The sequence below is a fragment of the Streptomyces sp. NBC_00846 genome, from assembly GCF_045207325.1.
GTDB lineage: Bacteria > Actinomycetota > Actinomycetes > Streptomycetales > Streptomycetaceae > Streptomyces.
In genome coordinates this window covers 4,094,412-4,116,186 of the sequence record NZ_CP108846.1, presented here as the reverse complement: position 1 = coordinate 4,116,186, position 21,775 = coordinate 4,094,412, and the positions used below count along the sequence as shown (strand labels likewise).

At 70.5% G+C, this 21,775-nt stretch carries 24 protein-coding genes and 1 pseudogene; 9 read left to right on the top strand and 16 right to left on the bottom strand.

Translation table 11 applies throughout. The features are described 5' to 3' along the window. The first annotated feature begins 29 nt into the window (after window positions 1-29). The 6 genes and pseudogenes from OG936_RS19020 (at window position 30) to OG936_RS18995 (ending at window position 5,951) form a co-directional block, all read left to right on the top strand. Window positions 30-431: a hypothetical protein gene (locus OG936_RS19020; protein WP_406496145.1), complete on the top strand. Its 402-nt coding sequence runs from the start codon at window positions 30-32 to the stop codon at window positions 429-431. Then, the gene (locus OG936_RS19015) at window positions 428-2,818 is read left to right on the top strand and encodes an ATP-binding cassette domain-containing protein (RefSeq protein WP_406496144.1); all 2,391 of its coding nucleotides are present in this window, start codon (window positions 428-430) and stop codon (window positions 2,816-2,818) included. Before OG936_RS19020 ends, OG936_RS19015 begins: the two co-directional genes overlap by 4 nt. A 114-nt stretch (window positions 2,819-2,932) precedes the next feature. Then, a pseudogene (locus tag OG936_RS19010) lies at window positions 2,933-3,229 on the top strand (PP2C family protein-serine/threonine phosphatase); the annotation flags it as partial. A gap of 49 nt (window positions 3,230-3,278) precedes the next feature. Continuing rightward, window positions 3,279-4,175: an oxidoreductase gene (locus tag OG936_RS19005; RefSeq protein ID WP_406496142.1), complete on the top strand. Its 897-nt coding sequence runs from the start codon at window positions 3,279-3,281 to the stop codon at window positions 4,173-4,175. 167 nt (window positions 4,176-4,342) lie between these two features. Further along, complete coding sequence (gene galE, locus OG936_RS19000) at window positions 4,343-5,347, top strand: UDP-glucose 4-epimerase GalE (RefSeq protein ID WP_406496140.1); 1,005 nt, start codon at window positions 4,343-4,345, stop codon at window positions 5,345-5,347. 82 nt (window positions 5,348-5,429) lie between these two features. Continuing rightward, window positions 5,430-5,951 carry a DUF2199 domain-containing protein gene (locus tag OG936_RS18995; RefSeq protein ID WP_383760244.1) on the top strand — a complete coding sequence of 174 codons (522 nt, stop codon included), beginning with the start codon at window positions 5,430-5,432 and terminating at the stop codon, window positions 5,949-5,951. 48 nt (window positions 5,952-5,999) lie between these two features. Here the strand turns inward: OG936_RS18995 and OG936_RS18990 are convergent, their stop codons facing one another. From OG936_RS18990 to OG936_RS18975, 4 genes are all read right to left on the bottom strand, one after another. Continuing rightward, window positions 6,000-6,677 carry a TetR family transcriptional regulator gene (locus OG936_RS18990; RefSeq protein ID WP_406496139.1) on the bottom strand — a complete coding sequence of 226 codons (678 nt, stop codon included), beginning with the start codon at window positions 6,675-6,677 and terminating at the stop codon, window positions 6,000-6,002. Between the two features lie 261 nt (window positions 6,678-6,938). Further along, window positions 6,939-8,138, bottom strand: a complete 1,200-nt coding sequence (locus OG936_RS18985; RefSeq protein ID WP_406496138.1) for a phosphotransferase family protein — start codon at window positions 8,136-8,138, stop codon at window positions 6,939-6,941. 158 nt (window positions 8,139-8,296) lie between these two features. Continuing rightward, window positions 8,297-9,052 (bottom strand): HAD family hydrolase, encoded by a 756-nt coding sequence (locus OG936_RS18980; RefSeq protein WP_406496137.1) that lies wholly within the window; start codon window positions 9,050-9,052, stop codon window positions 8,297-8,299. A gap of 110 nt (window positions 9,053-9,162) precedes the next feature. Continuing rightward, the gene (locus tag OG936_RS18975) at window positions 9,163-10,092 is read right to left on the bottom strand and encodes a winged helix-turn-helix domain-containing protein (protein WP_406496135.1); all 930 of its coding nucleotides are present in this window, start codon (window positions 10,090-10,092) and stop codon (window positions 9,163-9,165) included. 272 nt (window positions 10,093-10,364) lie between these two features. Here OG936_RS18975 and OG936_RS18970 point away from each other — a divergent pair, with 272 nt between their 5' ends. Continuing rightward, the gene (locus tag OG936_RS18970) at window positions 10,365-10,532 is read left to right on the top strand and encodes a hypothetical protein (protein ID WP_406496134.1); all 168 of its coding nucleotides are present in this window, start codon (window positions 10,365-10,367) and stop codon (window positions 10,530-10,532) included. A 45-nt stretch (window positions 10,533-10,577) separates the two neighbouring features. Here OG936_RS18970 and OG936_RS18965 read toward each other — a convergent pair whose 3' ends face one another. The 3 genes from OG936_RS18965 to OG936_RS18955 form a co-directional block, all read right to left on the bottom strand. Further along, window positions 10,578-11,828 (bottom strand): GNAT family N-acetyltransferase, encoded by a 1,251-nt coding sequence (locus OG936_RS18965; protein WP_406496132.1) that lies wholly within the window; start codon window positions 11,826-11,828, stop codon window positions 10,578-10,580. 64 nt (window positions 11,829-11,892) lie between these two features. Further along, window positions 11,893-12,864 carry an asparaginase gene (locus OG936_RS18960; protein ID WP_406496131.1) on the bottom strand — a complete coding sequence of 324 codons (972 nt, stop codon included), beginning with the start codon at window positions 12,862-12,864 and terminating at the stop codon, window positions 11,893-11,895. 46 nt (window positions 12,865-12,910) lie between these two features. Beyond that, complete coding sequence (locus OG936_RS18955) at window positions 12,911-13,573, bottom strand: ABC transporter substrate-binding protein (RefSeq protein WP_406496129.1); 663 nt, start codon at window positions 13,571-13,573, stop codon at window positions 12,911-12,913. Window positions 13,574-13,704: 131 nt separating this feature from the next. On the opposite strand from OG936_RS18955, the gene dtd reads away from it, so the two are divergent. Continuing rightward, window positions 13,705-14,154, top strand: coding sequence for a D-aminoacyl-tRNA deacylase (gene dtd / locus OG936_RS18950; RefSeq protein WP_406496127.1), 450 nt, complete (start codon window positions 13,705-13,707; stop codon window positions 14,152-14,154). A gap of 121 nt (window positions 14,155-14,275) precedes the next feature. Here dtd and OG936_RS18945 read toward each other — a convergent pair whose 3' ends face one another. From OG936_RS18945 to OG936_RS18920, 6 genes are all read right to left on the bottom strand, one after another. Next, complete coding sequence (locus OG936_RS18945) at window positions 14,276-15,241, bottom strand: folate-binding protein YgfZ (protein ID WP_266747576.1); 966 nt, start codon at window positions 15,239-15,241, stop codon at window positions 14,276-14,278. A 43-nt stretch (window positions 15,242-15,284) separates the two neighbouring features. Further along, window positions 15,285-15,773, bottom strand: coding sequence for a Fur family transcriptional regulator (locus OG936_RS18940; RefSeq protein WP_406496125.1), 489 nt, complete (start codon window positions 15,771-15,773; stop codon window positions 15,285-15,287). Window positions 15,774-15,885: 112 nt separating this feature from the next. Further along, window positions 15,886-16,458 (bottom strand): FABP family protein, encoded by a 573-nt coding sequence (locus OG936_RS18935; protein WP_406496123.1) that lies wholly within the window; start codon window positions 16,456-16,458, stop codon window positions 15,886-15,888. A gap of 261 nt (window positions 16,459-16,719) precedes the next feature. Next, complete coding sequence (locus OG936_RS18930; protein WP_406496121.1) at window positions 16,720-17,754, bottom strand: hypothetical protein; 1,035 nt, start codon at window positions 17,752-17,754, stop codon at window positions 16,720-16,722. After that, window positions 17,751-18,560 (bottom strand): hypothetical protein, encoded by an 810-nt coding sequence (locus tag OG936_RS18925; RefSeq protein WP_406496119.1) that lies wholly within the window; start codon window positions 18,558-18,560, stop codon window positions 17,751-17,753. Before OG936_RS18925 ends, OG936_RS18930 begins: the two co-directional genes overlap by 4 nt. Beyond that, window positions 18,557-19,480: a hypothetical protein gene (locus OG936_RS18920; protein WP_406496117.1), complete on the bottom strand. Its 924-nt coding sequence runs from the start codon at window positions 19,478-19,480 to the stop codon at window positions 18,557-18,559. The genes OG936_RS18925 and OG936_RS18920 overlap by 4 nt, the downstream gene beginning before the upstream one ends. 105 nt (window positions 19,481-19,585) lie before the next feature. On the opposite strand from OG936_RS18920, the gene OG936_RS18915 reads away from it, so the two are divergent. Continuing rightward, window positions 19,586-19,948: a DsrE family protein gene (locus OG936_RS18915; protein ID WP_266747572.1), complete on the top strand. Its 363-nt coding sequence runs from the start codon at window positions 19,586-19,588 to the stop codon at window positions 19,946-19,948. Between the two features lie 43 nt (window positions 19,949-19,991). On the opposite strand, the gene OG936_RS18910 is transcribed toward OG936_RS18915, so the two are convergent. The 3 genes from OG936_RS18910 to OG936_RS18900 all read right to left on the bottom strand — a co-directional run bounded on the left by OG936_RS18910 (window position 19,992) and on the right by OG936_RS18900 (window position 21,609). Continuing rightward, a complete protein-coding gene (locus tag OG936_RS18910) occupies window positions 19,992-20,249 on the bottom strand; it encodes a DUF3099 domain-containing protein (RefSeq protein ID WP_383760227.1) in 258 nt (85 codons plus the stop codon). A gap of 149 nt (window positions 20,250-20,398) precedes the next feature. Next, window positions 20,399-20,686, bottom strand: a complete 288-nt coding sequence (locus OG936_RS18905; protein ID WP_030925040.1) for a DUF1416 domain-containing protein — start codon at window positions 20,684-20,686, stop codon at window positions 20,399-20,401. A 77-nt stretch (window positions 20,687-20,763) separates the two neighbouring features. Then, window positions 20,764-21,609 carry a sulfurtransferase gene (locus OG936_RS18900; RefSeq protein ID WP_406496115.1) on the bottom strand — a complete coding sequence of 282 codons (846 nt, stop codon included), beginning with the start codon at window positions 21,607-21,609 and terminating at the stop codon, window positions 20,764-20,766. Window positions 21,610-21,775: the final 166 nt, after the last annotated feature.

The window sequence follows — 21,775 nt, the reverse complement described above, 5'->3', positions numbered from 1 at the left end:
TCGACCGGGGCCGGGCCCACACCCGCGGCGTGTCCATGATCGCGGGGGCAGCCGAGGCCCACGAGGTCGACGCGCTGCCGCAGGAGCGGGGCGACCGGTGCGCCCCGCGCACCGGCTTCGACCCGTGCGCCCCCACCCCGTACCGCTGGTTCCGCTTCTCCCCGCGCCGCGGCAGGCCCGGCACGAGGGGCGACCGGGACGCCCGGCCGCGGGCCGTTGCACGACGGCCGCCGACCGGTCGACGCTTCCCTCGGCTGGGCACGCCGCGTGGCCGGGGCCCGGAGGTTTCACGGGCCGAAGCGGGCGGAGCGGGCGGAGCGGCCGGATCGAAGGAGAACCAGGCGTACGGCCCGCAGCCGAGCAGATCGAGCCGAGCGACGCCGACGGGGACCGCGAAAGCGGCCCCCGCCCGACAGATGGAGACACGATGAGCATGGCCCCGAGGACGGACACGCAGTCGTCCGCGCCGCACACTGCCGACAGCCACGATCTGATCCGCGTGCACGGCGCGCGCGAGAACAACCTCAAGGACGTCAGCATCGAGATCCCGAAGCGCCGCCTGACGGTGTTCACCGGCGTCTCCGGCTCGGGCAAGAGTTCGCTGGTGTTCAACACGATCGCCGCCGAGTCGCAGCGGCTGATCAACGAGACGTACAGCGCCTTCGTGCAGGGCTTCATGCCGACACTGGCGCGTCCCGAGGTCGACGTACTCGAAGGGCTGACGACCGCCATCGCCGTCGACCAGCAGCGGATGGGCGGCGACCCCCGCTCCACGGTCGGCACCGCCACCGACGCCAACGCGATGCTGCGCATCCTCTTCAGCCGGCTCGGGAAGCCGCACATCGGCCCGCCCAGCGCGTACTCCTTCAACACCGCCTCGGTCCGGGCGAGCGGCGCGATCACCGTCGAGCGCGGTGCCAAGAAGGCGGTGAAGGCGACCTTCTCCCGCACCGGCGGCATGTGCACGCACTGCGAAGGCCGGGGCACGGTCTCCGACATCGACCTCACCCAGCTCTACGACGACTCCAAGTCGCTCGCCGAGGGCGCGTTCACCATCCCCGGCTGGAAGTCCGACAGCTTCTGGACGGTCCGGGTCTACGCCGAGTCGGGCCTCCTCGACCCGGACAAGCCGATCCGCAAGTACACGAAGAAGGAGATGCAGGACTTCCTGTACCGGGAACCGACCAAGGTGAAGGTCGAGGGCGTGAACCTCACCTACGAGGGGCTGATTCCCAAGATCCAGAAGTCGTTCCTGTCCAAGGACAAGGAGTCGCTGCAGCCGCACATCCGGGCGTTCGTGGAGCGGGCGGTCACCTTCGCCACCTGCCCCGAGTGCGACGGGACGCGGCTGAGCGAGGGGGCCCGGTCGTCGAAGATCGAGCGGATCAACATCGCCGACGCCTGCGCGATGGAGATCCGCGACCTCGCCGAATGGATCCGCGGCCTGGAGGAGCCCTCGGTGGCGCCGCTGCTCACCGCGCTGCAGGAGACCCTCGACTCGTTCGTGGAGATCGGCCTCGGCTACCTCGCGCTCGACCGGCCGGCGGGCACGCTGTCGGGCGGCGAGGCGCAGCGCGTCAAGATGATCCGCCACCTCGGTTCCTCGCTCACCGATGTCACGTACGTCTTCGACGAGCCCACCGCGGGCCTGCACCCCCATGACATCCAGCGGATGAACGACCTGCTGCTGCGGCTGCGGGACAAGGGCAACACGGTGCTCGTCGTCGAGCACAAACCGGAGCTGATCGCGATCGCCGACCACGTCGTCGACCTCGGTCCCGGCGCCGGTACGGCGGGCGGCGCCGTCTGCTTCGAGGGCACCGTCGAGGAGCTGCGGGCCGGTGACACCGTCACCGGCCGCCATCTCGACGACCGGGCCGCCGTCAAGGAGACGGTACGCAAGCCGACCGGCGCGCTGGAGATCCGCGGCGCGACGGCGAACAACCTGCAGGGCGTCGACGTGGACATCCCGCTCGGGGTGCTCGCCGTCGTCACCGGCGTAGCCGGCTCCGGCAAGAGTTCGCTCGTGCACGGGTCGGTCCCCGCCGGTGAGGGCGTGGTGTCGGTCGACCAGAGCCCGATCAAGGGCTCGCGACGGAGCAACCCGGCGACGTACACCGGACTGCTCGACCCGATCCGCAAGGCGTTCGCGAAGGCCAACGGCGTGAAGCCGGCCCTGTTCAGCGCCAACTCCGAGGGTGCCTGCCCCACGTGCAACGGCATCGGCGTCGTCTACACCGACCTGGCGATGATGGCCGGCGTCGCCACCCCCTGCGAGGAGTGCGAGGGGAAGCGGTACCAGGCGTCGGTGCTGGAGTACCACCTCGGCGGGCGCGACATCAGTGAGGTGCTGGCGATGTCGGTGGCCGAGGCCGAGGAGTTCTTCGGCGACGGTGAGGCGCGCACACCGGCCGCGCACCGGATCCTCGAACGGCTCGCCGACGTCGGGCTCGGCTACCTCAGCCTCGGCCAGCCGCTCACCACACTGTCCGGCGGCGAGCGGCAGCGGCTGAAGCTGGCCACCCACATGGCCGACAAGGGCGGTGTCTACGTCCTCGACGAGCCGACCACCGGCCTGCACCTCGCCGATGTCGAGCAGCTCCTCGGCCTGCTCGACCGGCTCGTCGACTCCGGCAAGTCGGTCATCGTCGTCGAGCACCACCAGGCGGTCATGGCGCACGCCGACTGGATCATCGACCTCGGCCCCGGCGCCGGTCACGACGGCGGCCGGATCGTCTTCGAGGGCACGCCCGCCGACCTCGTCACCGCCCGCTCCACCCTCACCGGCGAGCACCTCGCGGCCTACGTCGGCGCCTGACCGGGCCGGCCCGCGGGGCGGGTTCTCGCGCACGGAGCCGGCGTGCCCGGACCGCGGCGGGGCACGGGTCGGCCGGACAGCGCGCCGCCGCTGTCCGGCCGACCGGGTCCGGGGCCGGAGGAGGCCGCCTCCCACCCTCAGCGATCGCTGCTGATCCGGGCCCTGGCCGGGGACGCCGAAGCCACACCCGACATGCGCCTGCACGACGCGCGGCAGGGCGACCGCTATCTGCTCTGCTCCGACGGCCTGTCGGGCGTCGTGCCGGACGAAGGGATTCACCGGGCACTCGCCGCGATCGGCGATCCCGAGCAGGCGGTGCGCGAACTCATCGCCCTTGCCAACCGCTCCGGTGGCCCCGACAACGTCAGCTGCGTGGTCGCCGACGTCATGGAACTCCGTTCGGGCCACTGATCCCGGCGCCCGTGTGCGGATCCGGCCCTTCGACGGGCAAGCTGCCTTCATGGCTTCCTCACCGGACAACGCACCCTCCCCCTCCGCCCCGGGCCCCGGCACCTTCGAGCTGGGCGGCGCCGTCTCCGTCCCGCGGATCGGCTTCGGCGCGATGCAGTTGCCGGGGCGGTGGAGCGGGCCCGCCGGTGACACCGCGACCGCGGTGGCCGTGGTCCGGCGCGCCGTCGAACTCGGGGCGCGGCACATCGACACCGCCGCGTTCTACTTCTCCCCCACCCACCGCGCCAACGACCTCCTGCGCGAGGCCCTGTACCCGTACCCCGCCGACGTCACCATCGCCACCAAGGTCGGCCCGCTGCGGGACGAGACCGGCGAGATGTACGCCGAGGCCCGCCCCGATCAGCTGCGCGGGGAGGTGGAACGGAATCTGGAGGACCTCGGGGTCGAGACCCTCGACCTGGTGAACCTCAGGGTGGGACGGCTGGTTTCGGGGACCGCCGAGTCGCTGGGCGAACGATTCGAGGTGCTGGCCGCGCTGCGCGAGGAAGGGCTGATCCGGCAGCTCGGCGTCAGCAATGTGACGCGCGAGCAGCTCGCGGAGGCACGGTCCGTCGCGCCGGTCGCCGCCGTGCAGAACCGGTTCGGCGTGCTCGACCAGGCGGATGCCGCGCTCGTCGACGCGTGCGCGGACGCCGGTATCGCGTACATGCCGTTCTTCGCACTCGGCGGCGGCCACACCGAGCTCGGCGGCGAGAACATCCGGAAGGTCGCGGAACGGCACGGCGCGACGGTGCGCCAGGTCGCCCTCGCGTGGGGGCTGGCCCGCTCGCCCTCGATCGTCCAGATCCCCGGCACCGCTTCGCTCGCCCACCTGGAGGAGAACATGGCCGCCGGCCGGCTGACGCTCGACGAGGACGACATGGCGCTGCTCGGATCTCGCGACTAGCGGGACGGCTGCATGGAACGGTGCCGGATACGGCCGGGCGGCCGACCGCGCTCGCCTAAGATCGCCTCAGCAGCTCCGCCTCCGCCCGCCGGCCCGGCCCTGCGGCGTCGCGCACCCCCACCGGCCGGAGGCGGCAACGCGGAAAGCCACAGAGAGGCAGGCACGGCATGAAGGTCCTGATAGCCGGAGGCGCGGGCTACATCGGCAGCACGGTCGCGTCCGCCTGTGCGGACGCGGGGATCACTCCGGTCGTCCTCGACAACCTGGTCACGGGCAGACAGGAGTTCACGACGGGGCGGGTCTTCCACGAGGGCGACATCGCGGACGGCCCGCTGATCGACCGGGTCTTCGCCGAGCACCCGGACATCGACGCCGTCGTCCACTGCGCGGCCCTGATCGTGGTCCCGGACTCGGTCGGCTACTACCGGGCGAACGTGGCCAAGAGCCTGGAGTTCGCCGGCCACCTCCTGCGCAACGGCTGTACCCGCATGATCTTCAGCTCGTCCGCCTCCATCTACGGCGCGGACGCCGATCTGACGGTCGACGAGGACTCCCCCGTCGCCCCGCAGAGCCCGTACGCGCGCACCAAAGCGGTGTGCGAGGCGATGTTCACCGACATCGCCGCCACGCAGCCTCTGCGTGTGCTGTCCCTGCGCTACTTCAACCCGATCGGCGCAGATCCGAAGATGCGTACGGGACTTCAGCTGCGTCGCCCGAGCCACGCCCTGGGCAAGATGATCCAGGCGCAGGAGGAGGGCACCGCGTTCCAGGTCACCGGAACCGGCTACCCGACGCGCGACTGTTCGGGCATCCGCGACTACGTCCACGTCTGGGACCTCGCCGCCGCGCATGTGGCCGCGCTCCGCGCCTTCGACGCCGTCCTGCCGGTCGCGGGGTCCGGGCCGGTGGCCACCTCCACCGTCATCAACCTGGGCTCCGGCACGGGCACCACCGTGCGCGAGCTCCTCGACGCCTTCAACAGCGTGGTCGAGGCACCCGTGCCCGCGGTCGACGCCGAAGCCCGGCCGGGCGATGTCGCGGGGGCGTACACCCGGAGCGACCGGGCGAAGCGGCTGCTGGGCTGGCAGCCGCGGTACTCGCTGGCGGAGGGCATCCGCCACTCCCTGGAGTGGGCCGACGTACGGGAGGACATGCTCGGCCGTTCCGTGTAGGCGCGCAGGGCGGGTGTACGCAGGGGAAGGGAACGGACCTCGTACGCCCGCCCCCGGAACCACACGGCCTAGGATCCCGCCCATGGCTATCGACCCCGGCTACACCTGCTCCTGCTGCGGCGAACACCACGCGGAACTCCCGATGGGGTACTCGACCATGGCACCCGACCTCTGGGACGCGAGCCTGGAGAACGATCCCGACAGCATGCTCTCCTCGGACCAGTGCATCGTCAGACACGAGCACTACTTCATCAAGGGCCTGATCGAGATACCCGTCCTCGGCAGCGAGGAGCCGTTCTCCTGGGGTGTCTGGGTCTCGCTCAGCCGGGAGAACTTCGGGCGGGCCCTCGACGTGTGGGAGACGCCCGGCCGGGAGTCCGAGCAGCCGTACTTCGGGTGGCTGAGCACCGAGTTGGGGCTGTACTCGCCCCGCACGACCAACCTCAAGACGAACGCCCACACCCGGCCGATCGGCCTGCGTCCCCGGATCGAGCTGGAACCCACCGACCATCCCCTCGCCGTGGAACAGCGCACCGGCATCACGCTCGACCGGGTGCGCGAGATCGCCGAAGCGGTGGTGCACGCCGACGACGTCCCCGCCTGAGCGGCCCCGTGCCCGGCGGACGGCCGAGGCCGCGCACCGCGTCGGCCGCTACTGCGCGCCGAGTCCCGACCGCAGTTGCACGAAGGCGAGTTCGGCCGCTTCGACCGCGCCGTCGTACACCTGGTCCGCGCTCTCCCCCGCTTCGATCCGCCGCCAGTTCTCCAGGGCCAGGATGCGCAGTACGGCGATGATCTGGCCCGCGGCCAGCCTGTCCCGCACCCGGTCGCCCAGCGCGCGGGCGAGCGCCGCCTCCGAGCGGCCCTGGTAGGTGTACATGCGGGCGACCAGGGACGGCGTCCCGTACAGCATCCGCTGATACGCCAGCACCTGCGGCACATCGCAGAGCCCGGTCACCGGGTCGCGTCGCTCCAGACCGTCCAGGTAGTTGCGGCGCAGGGCGTCCAGCGGGGCCTCGTCGTCCGCGCGGGCGGCGACCACGCGGGCGGACTCGTCCTCGTGGTCGGCGAACCGGTGCAGGGCCAGGTCCTCCTTGGCCGGGAAGTACCGGAACAGCGTCGGCTTGGAAATGTCCGCGGCGGCCGCCACCTCCGCCACCGAGACCTTGTCGAAGCCCCGCTCCACGAACATCGCGATCGCGGCATCGGAGATCGCCTGGTACGTCAGCTGCTTCTTGCGCTCACGCAGGCTCATCGGCGCATGTGGCGCGGGGGCCGCACGCTCCGACGCCGTCGCGGGCGGCTCGGGTGTCTCTCCGCTCATGACCATGAAGCGTACGCCTTGACCTCAACCGGACTTGACGTCCGAGCGGTCGCACGGGCGACGGGCGGGCCGGACGCCGACAGCCGGAAGCGCCGGGTGGGGACGGACCGCAGGGTCATCGCCTCGCCGCCCCGCCCCCTCAGTCCCGCGCCCGCGGCCTCCACCAGGGACCCGGTCCCGTCCAGCACCCGTTCGAGACCGAACCTGAACTCGTGGTCGGGATCGCCCCGCGTCGCCAGCGCTCCTGACTCCAGCGTCCGGGAGAAGTCAGGGGGCGGTAGCAGGGGAAGTGGTAGTGGGCGCCTGCGACATGAACCAGTTCTCGTACGCGGTGCGGACCTGCCGGGACGTCGGAACCCGGGCCAGTTCCAGCGGTATCGCTGCCGCTGCCAGGACCTCACGAATGCGTCCGGGGGCCCGAGCCGGCAGCCTCGGACCCGGCCCCCGCCCCTGTCCCTGACCCTGTCCCGGGGCGAGCGCCGTACGGATCACATCCGTGTAGACGGACTGCACCTGCTTGTACTTCAGCAACACCGGAAGATCCCGTTCCCACCCGGCAGAGGCGCCGGGCCGGGCACTCTCGACCGCTTCGCACCACAGTCCGGTGACCCGTTCGCTCTCCTTCTGTGGGTAGCCCATCAGATGGAGATGCGTCGCCAGGTCGTAGAGAGGGTCACCGACCATGGCCAGTTCCCAGTCGATGGTCCAGAGGTCACCGTCGGCGTCGACGATGAAGTTCTCCCGGTGCAGGTCGCCGTGGACCAGAGTGAAGGGGCGAGGCGTCAGCCTCGCCGCCTCGCGCCGCAGGCGGTCCAGGGCGGCGCCGTGTACGCCGAGTTCCGCGAAGAGCGAGCCGTAACGCGGCAAGTGGCGGCGGTAGACGTGATACTCGGTGAAACCGATCAACCGCGTCAGGAAGGCGGCCGGATCGTCTTCCCGACCGGCAGACAGGCCACCCGCCCCCGCGCTGCCCGCGAAGCCGGTCTCGTCGACGTCGACCGAGGTCAGCTCACGGAAGAGTCCGCCGAGCTGGTTCAGGTGACGTCGCGACAGCGGAGTCCCGAGGGGGCAGACCTCGCCGAGCGTCCGCCCCTCGATGAACGAGTAGAGCGAGATCCCCCTGCGCTCGACGAGTACGGGTATGCGGGTGACGCGGCCCTGCAGAGCGCCCAGGAGCGCCTCCTCCGAAGCGAACCGGCGCAGATCGAACCGGAGCAGCCCCGCCCGTGGATACCGGCACTTCCACCAGGTCTGCGCCCCGGAACCGTCATCGGCCGGCAGCGGGAACGCGTACGTCTCGTGGTGGTACCCGTTCAGCGGCCCCACCAGCAGGCTCTCGTCCGGCACCAGCGCGGCCGCGCGCGTCCGGGCCTCGGACGCCGTCCCCGCCGCCCGGGGTCCGGACGCCGCTTTGGGCTTCGCACCGGCCGCGGGCGCCACGACGGCGGGTGCCGGGAGCGCCGTCACAGGCAGGTCCGGCCCACGGCGACGCGGCCACACACCGCATGAACCGGGCGGCCCGGGACGCCCGGGCGGCAACCGGGCTCACGGGCCGGTCCGGCCACCTCGTCGCGATCCATATAAGGAAGGTACAACTCGCAGCCGATCTACCGCACTTGTACGCCTCACGGAGCGCCGACGGCGTCGGCCAGCACCTGCATGGCCGCGATCACCGGCACCTGGTGGCCGTCCGGCCCCGGGGCCCGCAGCGCCTGCCGCTTCCCGGGTTTGCGGTGATAGCCGAGAAAGGGCATCCCCGCACTCCGCGCGGCCTGCCGGTCCGAGAGCGAGTCACCGATCAGCAGGTGCTCCGACGCGTCGGCCCCCGACGCCCGCACGACCTCGTGCAGAACCCAGGGGTTCGGCTTCATGAGCCGCACATCGGCCTCGCTCCGGCCGATGACCGGGCCGTCGAAGAACCCCAGCAGCTCCTCACGTTCGAGGTAGCGCGTGATGGCTCCCTGATGGTTGTTGGACGCCACCGCCAGCCGCTTGTGCTCCGGCAGAGGCGCACCCGCCGGCCTGCACCCGGCCGACCCGCTCCAGGCGCGGATGAAGGCCGCGGCGCCGGGCGTCGGCTCCGCGTACTCGGCCGACTTGAGCTCCCAGGTGGTCAGAGCGCTCTGCATCTCGTCGACGGCGATGCGCCACGGATGCGCGCCGTCGCGGTCGGCCGCGGCCCGCGCGTACGTACTGAAGACCTCGTGCGGGTCCTTGCTGCCTCTGGGTCCGGCCAGGTCGAGGCGGTGCGATGCCGCGATCCTCAGCAGCTCCTCGGCGATGTCGCCCGCCACGCTCTCCTGGCTTCGGTGCCCGCCGGCGAAGAGCCGGGCAATGGGTCCGTCGAAGTCGAGTACGACGCATCGGGCACGGGAGAGCATGCCCCGCACCTCCCGAACGGATGCGGTGTCCGAAGACGCGGCGTCCGGAGATGCGGTGTCCGAAGACGCGGTGTCCGGGGGTGCGGGGGTGGCCGTCGCATGCGACACGATCAGAAGTCCGCCCTTGCGGCTAGGTTGTCCCAGTTCGAATCGAAGAACGCCTGAAACGTGCGCACAATGCCGACCTGATCGGGTGTGGCGTCGGCCGAGGCACGGTACGGGAAGAGGGTCGCTCCCGTGCCGTAGGCGTCGAAGATCTCGACTTCCTCTCGGTCGGGAGGGAGCGGGATGGTGCCCTCTTCCGTCACGTAGAGGCCCTGGAGCGCCAGTCGGCGGTTCAGAATGTACAGCTTCATCTGGGGCGAGAAAGGCACCAACCGCACCTCGACCTCGACCTCGGGCACGAACCCCTGGTAGCGCAGCTCGAAGAGGGCCTCCCTGAGCATCGTCGCGTGACTCTGCAGGATCCCCTTCAGCCGCCGCCGCACCCGGGGATCGTCCGAGCCGTCCACGGGCCGCGGGATCGCCAGGTGCGGGGAGTCGCAGTCGGGGAGCATGAGACGGGCCCTGATGCTCCGGGGCGGCTGGATGACCCCGGTCATGATGCGGTTCTTCTGGTCGGACACCCGCGCGGCCAGCGACTCGGTGGTCATCGAGAACACATCGAGCCGCACCTCGGTGGCCTCGAACGCCTCTTCCAGATAAGGCTTCAACAGCACCGGGGGGATGCTCTCCGAAACGACGGCCCACACGTCGTCGTCCTCGTGCCCGACCTCGACCGGGGCGCCGGAGCGGGACGGGGCGGCACCCTCCTGCGGCCCGCCCCGGACGAACGTCCCGCTGCCCTGCCGGGTGACGATCAGACGCTTCTCCCGGAGCACCCGCAGCGCTTCGTTGATCGTGGCGCGGGAGACACCGAACTGCTCGGCCAGCTGCTCCTGCGTCGGGAGCCGGTCGCCCGGCCTCCACTTTTCGCTGTTGATGCCCTTCAGCAGCTGATCGGCGACTCGCTGGTACTGACGCTTACCGTCAGGTGTCACGGACTCACGATTTGTCACCTGTCAACCATACAACTTCGGGTCCAGACTGAGGAGATGGCGCCGACAACCGCTCTAATCGTCATCGGGTCGACACCAACCAGCCGTACAACCAGACAAGTTTACGACTACTCGCCCGTAGGGAAGACTGAACTCAAGTCAACCGGTCAAATTACAGAGTGAGTTGATTGGTTGCCGAGAGTCGCAGGTAGCGTCCGAGCGGCACAACGGAGTGCGAGCGCCGACGCCCCTTCACCACCGGAGGAGTGATCGCCATGCCATTCATCACGCTGGGACTCGAACAGATCGTCCAGTGGAAGTACGGCTTCATGGGGACGGTGGGCCTGGCTCTGCTCACCTTCGGACTCAAGGCGGGAAGCCCCAACTGCGCCTGCGCAGGAGCCCTGATCCTGGCCCTGCTCGTCGTCCCCACCGACAGTTAGCGTCCGGTGGCGCGGCCTGCCGTCGGCGGCAGGCCGGGGGCGGTCCTAGAAGGAGTCCGGGCACCAGGCGCGCCGCGCCGCCCGGAACATCCCCTCCGCCAGCGCCACCGCTCCCGGCGTGCGTTCCTCGATGCGGTCCAGTGCCGCCAGCCGGACCGGCGACTCGTCGCCCAGGTAGAGCGTTCCCAACTCCCTTATGTCCAGGGCGAGATCGGCTTCAGTCGAGGTGGGGGTGCAACTCGCGCCGGACGGGGAGGCGTCCAGGCGGTAGCGGCCGGCGGTCAGGCCCGTGGTGTCGTGGACGTCCAGGGTCAGCGTGCCGGGCACCGCGTACGTCCGGGCCTCCAGGGCGCGTACGACGTCCAGGACCCGCACCCACAGCCAGTCCGCGTGGGTCACGATGCGGGCCGCGCGCGGGTTAGGGAGCAGGAGGGGCAGCAGGTCGTCGGGGGCGCGGTAGCCGGTGTGGACCGTGATGATCCAGTCGACCGAGCAGACGAAGTGCCACAGCGCGCGGTCCGCGGCCGGGGTGACGGCGATCTGCCCGAGCACCGTGGCCCGGTTCAGCGGCTGCTTGGCATCGCCCCAGGTGTCGTCGGCGTGGAAGACGATCAGACCGTCCGGCTCACCGGCCGCGTTGCTGTAGACCGCGTAGAACGGTTCCTTCCATGCCTCGGGACCGGACGGGACCTCGCCGGTTTTCACTTGCCACCAGCGGGCGTCGCGGTCGACCACACCGTGCTGCTGGGCGCGCAGCCGGCCGTGGAGGGCCGGGCCCAGCTTGCGTACGTCGGCACCGCTCACCAGGTCGATCCGGCCGCCGTCCTGCGCGGAGGGGCCCGACCAGCGCGGGTCCAGGCCCGCCCTCGGTACGTCGATCTCCCACTTGGTGGTCCACGTCGCCGGACCGAAGCCGTACCGCCCGTAGATCGGGTACTCGGCGGCGATCAGGGTGGCGACCACGTCGCCGCGCTCCTTCGCCGCCGCCAGGTCCGTGGCCATCATCCGGCTGAGCAGTCCGCGACGGCGGTGCGTGGGCGACACCGTGACGTTGGAGATCGCGTCGGCCGGCACCACGGCACCGCCGACGACCGTGAGCTCCTGCGCGAACGAACGGAACGTGGCCACGCACCGCCCGCTGTCGAAGGCGCCCTGCGTGCGGGCGAGGTCCGTGTACGGGAGCCGCCGTTCGGCCTCTTCTTCCGTTCCCGTCGGCGGCTGCAGAAAGCCGGTGTGCTTGGCGCGCAGCCAGTCGGGGAACTCGGCAGCGGTGATCGTACGGACGTCAGGAGCCATGTGATCCACGCTAGGCACCCGGCTCCCGGGTTGTCGCCCGGTTTTCCGGGACCGCGGAACCCGGTCAGAACGCCGCCCTGATCTCGCCGACCTCACCGCCGCCGCCCAGCAGCGGCGTGCGTCCGATCCGGGAGACCACCGGGGCGTCGATGCCGAGCAGGCGCAGCGACCGGGCCAGCACCGGGCCGAGCGCCCGCGTCGCGCCGTCGTCGATCTTGAAGGCCAGGGCCCGGCCGTCGGCCAGCGCCACCGCCTGCACCGCCTCCGCGCCCATCTTGGAGAGCGTGCCCGGCACCTCCCGCATCAGCCAGGTGTCGGGGCGGCGCGTTCCCGCCACGTACTCGGGGTGGGCCCGCATCGCGTCGCCGACCCGGCGCTCGGCCGTCCCCGGCTCGGCCAGCACGAACGTGCGGAAGGCCCGCGCCAGACCCACCAGGCTTATCGCCATCAGCGGCGCCCCGCACCCGTCCGTACCGACCTCCGCGACCGGCTCGCCGGCCGCCTCCTCGACCACCTGGTGGACCAGCTGCTGGAGCGGGTGCGACGGGTCGAGGTAGGACGCCCGGTCCCAGCCGTTCAGCGCGCACGCCGCGAGCATCGCCGCGTGCTTGCCGGAACAGTTCATGGTGATCCGCTCCCGGACGCGGCCGGCGGCGAGATACGTCTCCGCCTCCGCCGGGTCCAGCGGCAGATCGGGCGGGGTCTGCAGATCACCGGGGGTGAGTCCGTGCTCGGCGAGCATCCTGCGTACGAGTTCGAGGTGGAAGCCCTCGCCGGAGTGGCTCGCGGCGGCCAGTGCCAGCCGCTCCCCGGACAGGTCGAGCCCGGCCCGCAGCACGGCCGCGGCCTGCATCGGCTTGTTGGACGAACGGGGAAAGACCGGCGCCGTCGGATCGCCCAGGATCCCTTCCACGCTGCCGTCGGCGGCCAGGAGGACCAGCGAGCCCCGGTGCCGGCCCTCTACGAAGCCGGACCGTACGACCTCGGCCAGGACGGGGTGGGCGGAGGGGGCGGCGGTTGCGGCGCTGGAGGTCATGGTGGCCTTCCGGAGACGGGCGGAACCCGCCCCCGGAAGGGTCGCTTCAGGCGAGCAGGTCGTCTACTTGTGCTTCACCGTCACGGTACCTGCGGGCGATCTCGGCACTGCAATCGTCAGCGGTGCGTTGCAGTTGGTGACGGCGGCGGGAGACCTGCTGCTCGTAGCGGACCAGGCGCCCCATCGCGATGTGCAGCTCGTCGTCCGTACGGGCGTCGAGGTCGGAGAGTTCGACCTCGGCGAGCGTCTCGGCCGCCAGCCGGCGGTACTCGTCGCTGCGCGGCGTGGTGAGCGTGACGTGCCGGGCGGAGGAGCGGTGCTGGGACGGGGTGTCGGCGAGGATCTCCGAGAGCCGGTCCACGACCGGTGTCTCCGGATCCCGTCTGCGGGCCAGCTCGGCCCGCAGGATGTCGATACGGCCCTGGATCAGTCGCCGCACATAGCTGAGGTCGGCCTCGTCGCGCTGCGAGTCGCGGCGCAGGGTGCGCAGCTCCGGCAGACGCAGGCCACCCAGCTCCGCCGGCGGTCCCGCGGACGGGCCGTCCAGGTGTCCGTGACCGGTTCGCTGGACGGGTGGGCGCAAGGTGCTGGTACTGGCACTCGTCCTGATGCCGGTACTGGTGCTGGTGCCGGTACTCGTACTGGTACTGGTGCCGGTACATGTGACCGGCACGGCGCCGGGGGACTGCCCGGTTCCATAGGTACTCATCCTGGTGTCCATCCCCTCGACCGGTGCGTCGGCACACCGCCTTCCCAGCATGGTGCCACTCCAGTAGGGCATATGTGGATGCTCTGTACCCGTTCAGCCCAAGACAGGTTGGCCAGGATAGGTTGGTCCATATGCGTGCAGTGGTGCAGAGGGTGGACGGTGCGAGCGTCACGGTGGCCGACGGCACGGGCGCGTCGGTCGGGCCCGAGGTCGTCGGCGAAATCGTCGGTGAAGGGCTGTGTGTGCTGGTCGGGGTCACCCATGGGGACACCCCGGAGAAGGCGGCGCAGCTCGCCCGCAAGCTCTGGTCGGTCCGCATTCTGGAGGGCGAGAAGTCCTGCTCCGACGTAAATGCGCCGCTTCTGGTGATTTCCCAGTTCACCCTCTACGGGGATGCCCGGAAGGGGCGCAGGCCCACCTGGAACGCCGCGGCGCCCGGCGAGGTCGCCGAACCGCTGGTCGACGAGGTGGTGGCGCAGCTGAGGGCGCTGGGCGCGCAGGTGGAGACCGGCCGGTTCGGCGCGGACATGCGGGTCTCGCTCACGAACCACGGCCCGTTCACCGTCGTCGTCGAGGTCTGAACCGGCCCACGGCCCGACCGCGGACAGGACAGAGGCCGGGCCGTGCGGTCGGTTCATCGGTACGGACGCCGCAGCAACCGCAGACACCGCAGACGCTCACGCGTAGAGAATCTGCGTGCGATTACGGCTCCACGACCGTCTCCTGGGCAGCGGCCGTATCCCCCGCGAGCAGTTCCGCGTCCACTGCCACGTTCCGCTTGACCAGGGCCAGCGCGATCGGCCCCAGCTCGTGGTGGCGGGCGGACGTCGTGATGAAGCCCAGCTGCCGGCCCTCGGCGCCGTCCGCGGCGAGCCGTACGGGGGTGCCGTGTCCGGGCAGCACGACCTCGCTGCCGTCGAGGTGCAGGAAGACCAGCCGCCGCGGCGGCTTGCCCAGGTTCTGCACCCGGGCCACGGTCTCCTGGCCCCGGTAGCAGCCCTTCTGGAGATGGACGGCGGTACCGATCCAGCCCAGCTCGTGCGGGATGGTGCGGTGGTCGGTCTCGAAACCGAGGCGCGGGCGGTGCGCCTCGACGCGCAGCGCCTCGTACGCCAGAATGCCGGCCACCGGGCCGTGTGCGGCCGCGTATGCCTCCAGGTCGGCGCGGGGCAGGAACAGGTCCCGGCCGTACGCCGTCTCCCGTACCGTCACCCCGTCCGGGACCTCCGCGATGGAGCCGGCCGGCAGGTACACGACAGCGAAGTCCTCGGTGCGGTCGGCGACTTCGACCCGGTAGAAGAACTTCATGGACTCCAGGTAGGCGACGAGGTCGCCCTGCGTGCCCGGTTCGGCGTGCATCCACACGGTCTCGCCGTCATCGACGAGATAGAGGGCGTGCTCGATGTGTCCGTGCGCGGTGAGGATCAGGGCCTCGGTGGCCTGCCCCGGGGCGAGTTCGCTGACGTGTTGGGTGAGCAGCAGATGCAGCCAGGCCAACCGGTCGCTGCCGGTGACGGTGATGACGGCGCGGTGCGAGAGGTCGACGAGGCCGGAGCCGTCGGCGAGGGCGCGCTGCTCGCGGAACAGGTCGCCGTAGTGCGCGGCGACGCCTTCGTCGCGGCCTTCGGCGGGAACCGCGCCGGGCAGGGACAGCAGAGGGCTCTTCATGCGACCAGCGTACGACGCGATTTACAGCTCGGGAGGGGCGGTCCTACGCCTTGGGTCCGGCCGCGTCGGCCGTCCGTGCCGCGTCGGCCGTCCGTGCCGCGTCGCCGGACGCCGCCTTCGCCGCGCAGTCGGCGCAGCGGCCGAAGATCGCGAAGTGCTTCATGTCCGTCTCGAACCCGAAGCTGTCCTGCAGCTTCGCGGTGAACTCGGCGACGACCCCGACATCGGCCTCGATGACGTTCGTACAGTCGCGGCAGACCAGGTGGATGTGGTGGTGGCGGTCGGCCAGGTGGTACGTCGGCGCCCCGTGCCCCAGATGGGCGTGGCTGACCAGCTCCAGCTCCTCAAGGAGTTCGAGCGTCCGGTAGACGGTGGAGATGTTCACGCCCGCCGCAGTCCTGCGCACCTCGGCGAGGATGTCGTCGGGCGTCGCGTGTTCCAGCGTGTCGACGGCTTCCAGGACAAGCTGCCGCTGCGGCGTCAGCCGATAGCCGCGCTGCCGGAGATCGGTCTTCCAGTCGGTGCTCACCACAGGCCCAGTGTAGGACCGGGTGCACGCCTGGCCACAGCAGTGTCCGGGAGGATTCCGTGAACTGTTCCGGCGTGGACCAGGCCCCGAAGGGCTTCTTGACCGGCTTCTCGAACTACTTGAAGAAGGCGATGCCGTCGTCCGGGAGGTCGCCGAGGCTCTTCGCCATCGCCTCGACCTCTTCCGGGGTGACGACCTTCTTCAGGTGCGCCGACATGTACGGGCGCAGCTCCACCTCCGGGGTGGCCTTCTCGCCGACCCACATCAGGTCGCTCTTCACATAGCCGTAGAGCCGCTTGCCACCGCTGTACGGGCCGGAGGCCGCGGTGCGCGCCACCGCGTCGGTGACGAGGTCGATCTGCGGCTTCCGGTCGGCCAGCTCCCCGTACCAGATCTCGATGACGCCCTGGTCGCGGACCATGACGACCTCGACCTTGCGATCCTTGTCGATGCGCCAGTAGCCCGACTCGGACTCCAGCGGCTTGACCTTCTTGCCCTCGGAGTCGAGCACCCAGGTGTGCGACGTGTACTCCAGGAAGTCCCGGCCGTCGTGGCTGAAGGAGACCTCCTGGCCGAAGTTGCACTGCTCGGCGCCGGGGAAGTCGGAGACACCCGCGCCCGCCCAGTTGCCGAGGAGGAAGGCCAGCGGGACGAGGTCCGGGTGGAGGTCGGACGGGATCTCGATCATGAGCGGCTCAGACGATCTGTGAGGGAGGGGGTGGGGACGGGGAAGGTCAGCGCTGACCCTGGTAGAGCTTCTTCACGGTCAGGCCGGCGAAGGCGAGAACGCCGACGCAGACCAGCACCAGCAGCGCGGAGAAGAATGCCTCAAGCACGGGAACTCCTTGGAACGAGCGGTAGGCCAGCAGTACGGGCCGGGCCCCAGCCTAATGGGTTGGGGCCCGGCCCGTCGGTTCGGGGCTTTGTGTGGGGTCCGCCGGGGAACGGGTCAGCCCAGCAGCTGGTTCTGCAGGATCAGCGTCTGGTGGAACGGAACGCTCTCCGTCCCCTCCCTGCCCCTGCGGGCCTGGACGACGAGGGCGAGCGTGTCACCGGCGACCACGTATCCCTGACGGACCTGCGCCTCGCCGTACGGTTTCGCCTCGTCGTACACGTACGACGTGGTGCCGTTCACCTTGCCGTAGCCGCTCCAGCCTTCGTCGAGAACCGTCTCGGGCGCCCCGACGAGCGGCACCCCGGATCCGCTTCTTCCGATGATCGAGTCCATGAAGTCCTGGGCGAAAACCGTCGAGTTGAACCGGACGAGATAGATCCGGGTCGACGTGCCGTCCGGCATGGTCCAGCCGCGAGCGGCGACGTGCCGCGGAGCGAAGTCCTTCAATGTCTGCGTGATGTCGGAGCGCTTGCCCTTCACGTACTCGGAGAGGTACTGCTCCGTACTCACCCAGCCGCCGTCGAGCTTCTTGTCCACGGTCGCTCCGGCCGGGGCGGGCAGCAGCAGACTCCGCAGGTCGGCGTGGTGGATCTCGGCGACATTGCCGTCGCTGTACGGGCGGGGCGAACCAGCCGGAAGCGCGGGCAGGCTGAGCTCGGGATAGTCCCAGCGGCCATCGCTCCCGGTGGCCAGACCGGGCACGTCGGTGCGCTCCATCGAGGTGATTTCGGCGGCCGCGCCGGCACCGAAACCGCCGCACACCAGAACGGCCGCCGTCCACCGGGCGACGGCCCGCAGGACACGCCGCGGCGGCTTGGGCGGCAGCGACGGGAAGGGCGAAGGCGCAAACAGGGGCGGCTCGGGCGTCTGCGGTACGGGGGCCGCTTCGGCGGGTGCGGGGTTGGCGGGTGCGGGGTTGGCGGGTGCGGGGTTGGCGGGTGCGGGGTTGGCGGGTGCGGGGTTGGCGGGTGCGGGGTTGGCGGGTGCGGGGTTGGCGGGTGCGGGGTTGGCGGGTGCCGGGCCAGTGGATGCCGGGTCGGTGGGTGCCGGGTCGGGTGCGTCCGGTGTTTCCGTCGTCTGCTCGGTCATATGTACTCCCCCGGAGACGTGATGTGGTTGAGCTGGTCCTTCAGCAGTTCGGCGACGGCCGTCCGGTCGAACGGCTTGGTGCCGGACGCCGAGAGGCTGATGCTCAGCTCGCCGTCGAACGCCAGGCAGTTCATCGACTTGATGGAGTCCTTGCTGCCCTTGCGCAGGACGTAGCACTTGGCGTTCCTCGTGTGCCCCTTGACCTTCGGCTCCTGGCGGAAGATGCCGAGGGACTCCAGGAGGCCCGTCTCGAAGGTGTAGAGGTCCCGGACGGCCTTCTTGTCCTTCATCCGCGTGATCTCGGTGCGGATCACCAGGTTGTTGTCGTCCTCGGCATAGGAACGGACGGCGATGCCCTCGACACGGAGCTTGTCGATCCGCTTCTCGTAGGCCCGGCGCTCCTTGCCCGCGAGACCGTGGGCGCTCTCCTTCATGGCGGCGGTCGCCTTCTTGCCGCTCTGCTCGCCGTCGTTGCCCAGCTCGCCGTTGTCGGGGCCGAGCCGGTAGCCGCTCGGGACCGGCAGCAGCAGCTTGCTGAGTTCGGTGGAGGCCCTGCCCCGGGCCACGTCACCGGCCGGGTCCTTGCCCGGCTTGTGCGCGGGCTTCTCCCAGAGGGCGGTCCTGGCGCTGCGGTCGGCGTCGTCCACTACGTTCTTGGTGTACGCGGCCGCGCCCCCGACCGCGGCGATCACCAGCACGACGGGAAGCGCCGCGCGGATCACCCGGCGTGCCCGGCCGGAGGCGGCGGTCCCGGAAGCGTCGGCGTTCTCGCCGGGCGTGGTCACCTGCGTGGTCACGTCGTTCACAGGCGCTCCAGCTGTCGCTCGGCCAGCGTCCGGATGTCCTTCTTGCTGATCGGTACGGTGTCGAAGATGTGGATGTCGGCCGCGATGTCTCCGCGGTACACGGTGGCCCTGGCGTGGTACGACGGCAGATAGCCCGGCTTCCGCTCGACCTCGAAGAGGTAGTAACGGCCGTTGCCGCTGCCCTTGATCGCATCGCCGTCGTTGCCCGCACCGACCTCGGTTCCGGACATGTACGCAAGCTGGCCCTCGGCGAAGTCCTGGGCCCCCTGGACGGTTCCCGAGCCGAACTGCACGAGGTACGTCTCGGCGGTGCGGTACTGCCCGCGCTTCCAGGCGGCGCCCGCGATCCGGCGTATGTCGAGCTCCAGGAAGTACTCGTACATGGGGCCCTCGTCCTCGAAGAAGCGGGCGTAGTGGTCCACGCCCAGCCATCCGTCGCCGAGGCCCGGCGCAGACCTGTCGTCGCTCCAGCCCGCGGGCCTGTCGGCAAGCAGCTTGCGCAGGTCGCCGCCCGTCTTGACCTGCCGGTCCTCGGACGCGGGCAGCGGGTCCGGGATCTTGTCCGCAGGCAGCGCCTTCGCCGGGTACGCCAGATCGGGCTGCGACAGGGCGGGCAGCGGCGTCGGGGCGCGTCCGGCCTGGACGTCGTAGCCCACCGCTGTGCCACCGGCGATACCGAGCACCGCGGCAGCGGCGATCAGCAGAGCCGTACGCCCGCGCGGGCGCCTCGCGACGGCTGCGGGAGCGGGCACGGGCTCAACCGCGGTCGCGGGCGCAGCCCCGGGCTCGACCACAGGCCCGGCCACCGAATCCGGCACGGCCACCGGCTCCGGCGCGGGTGGCTTCGTCGCACCGAGCGGTATCTCCTTCTCGGCGAGCGGCCCGGCCTGCCCATCAGGAATGGTGTCTTTCGGTTCCAATTGGGTCCCCCCATGAGACCAGAAGCGCTGATTCCGTTATCCGCGCACACACCTGACTGCCACCGGGGACATGAGGTTGCCCACCCGACGATTACAGTTCGGCATATGCCGAAGAAGCTCGTGATCAAGGTGACTGCCGGTGCCGACTCAGCCGAGCGCTGCTCGCAGGCGTTCACGGTGGCCGCGGTCGCCGTCGCCAGTGGCGTGGAGGTCTCCCTCTGGCTGACCGGGGAATCCTCCTGGTTCGCTCTACCGGGCCGCGCCGCGGAGTTCGAACTGCCACATGCCGCGCCGCTGCCGGATCTGATCGAGTCGATCCAGGCGGGCGGGCAGATCACCCTCTGCACGCAGTGCGCGGCCCGGCGCGACATCACCGAGCAGGACGTCCTGGAGGGCGTACGGATCGCGGGCGCCCAGGTCTTCGTCAGCGAGATCATGGCCGAGGGCGTCCAGGCCCTCGTCTACTGACGCGCCACGCGCATCACGGGCACGCGCCCCCGCCCCGCCCCCATCAGTGCCGTTTCTTGCCGTCGAGTTCGTCCCACCACTCGTCGGACTTCGGGTCGCCGGACGGATCGTCCCACCAGCGGTCCTCCGGGCCCCGGCGGTTGGCGATCATGGCCGCGACGGGCGGGATGACCATGGCGACGAGACACATCGCTATCGCGGCGGGCATCGACCACAGCCGGACGAATGCCCAGGCCGATACGAAGAGGACGATGCAGCCGCCCATCATCAGGAAATAGCCGCGACGGCGTCGGGCGTACATGAGTCCAGCGTAGGCCCGTTGTCCGCCCACGCGCCCACGCGCCCACGCGAACGGCACGAAGGGCCGTACCCCGCTTCAGAAGAGCGTCCAAACCCCTGGGGTACGGCCCTTCGGCCGGTGAGGCGTCGGGGGCCCGCCGGACCGGTCAACTAGACGGCAATGGCGACCTCGGAGAGGCCACCGGTCTGCGCCACGACCGTGCGGTCGGCGCTGCCGCCCGGGACGAGGGCGCGGACCGTCCACGTGCCCTCGGCCGCGTAGAAGCGGAACTGTCCGGTCGCCGAGGTCGGGACCTCCGCGGTGAACTCGCCGGTCGAGTCCAGCAGGCGCACGTAGCCGGTGACGGGCTCGCCGTCGCGGGTCACGCTGCCCTGGATGGTGGTCTCACCGGGCTTGATGGTCGAAGCGTCGGGGCCGCCGGCCTTTGCTCCACACATGGTGTTCTGTCCTTCTGGGTCGGGGGGCGTCCTGGTCCGGGTGGTGCCGGTCCGGGTCGTGCGGAGTTGCTTGGTGGTTACTTGTTGGCGCCGAGCTCGATCGGCACGCCCACGAGGGAGCCGTACTCGGTCCACGAACCGTCGTAGTTCTTGACGTTCTCCTGGCCGAGCAGCTCGTGCAGCACGAACCAGGTGAGCGCGGAGCGCTCGCCGATGCGGCAGTACGCGATGGTGTCCTTCGCGAGGTCGACCTGCTCGTCCTCGTAGAGGGCCTTGAGCTCGTCGTCCGACTTGAAGGTGCCATCGTCGTTGGCGTTCTTCGACCACGGGATGTTGCGGGCGGTCGGCACGTGGCCGGGGCGCTGGGACTGCTCCTGCGGGAGGTGCGCCGGGGCGAGCAGCTTGCCGCTGAACTCGTCGGGCGACCGCACGTCGACCAGGTTCTGGCTGCCGATCGCCTTCACGACGTCGTCGCGGTAGGCGCGGATCGACTCGTCCTGCGGCTGGGCCTTGTACGCGGTGGCCGGACGGGACGGGATCTGGTCGCCGTCGACCAGGTCGCGGGAGTCGAGCTCCCACTTCTTGCGGCCGCCGTCGAGCAGGCGGACGTCCTGGTGACCGTAGAGCTTGAAGTACCAGAACGCGTAGGACGCGAACCAGTTGTTGTTGCCGCCGTACAGGACGACCGTGGTGTCGTTGCCGATGCCCTTCTCGGACAGCAGCTTCTCGAAGCCCGCCTGGTCGATGAAGTCCCGGCGGACCGGGTCCTGGAGGTCCTTGGTCCAGTCGATCCGGATCGCGTTCTTGATGTGGTTCTTCTCGTACGCGGAGGTGTCCTCGTCGACCTCGACGAGGGCGATCTTCGGGTCCTCGATGTGGGCCTCGACCCAGTCGGCGTCTACCAGGACGTCACTGCGGCTCATTCTGTTCTCCTCCGGGGCAGTCTGCGGCGAGATGTGCGAGACGGTGCGTGATGCGGATGCGTGATGCGGCTGTACGGCGGCGCAGGGTGCGGCGCACGTGCGACATGCGATCGGGACGGGCCCTGAATCGGTCGAAGGGCCGGGGGAATGCGGGGCGCCGAAGGCT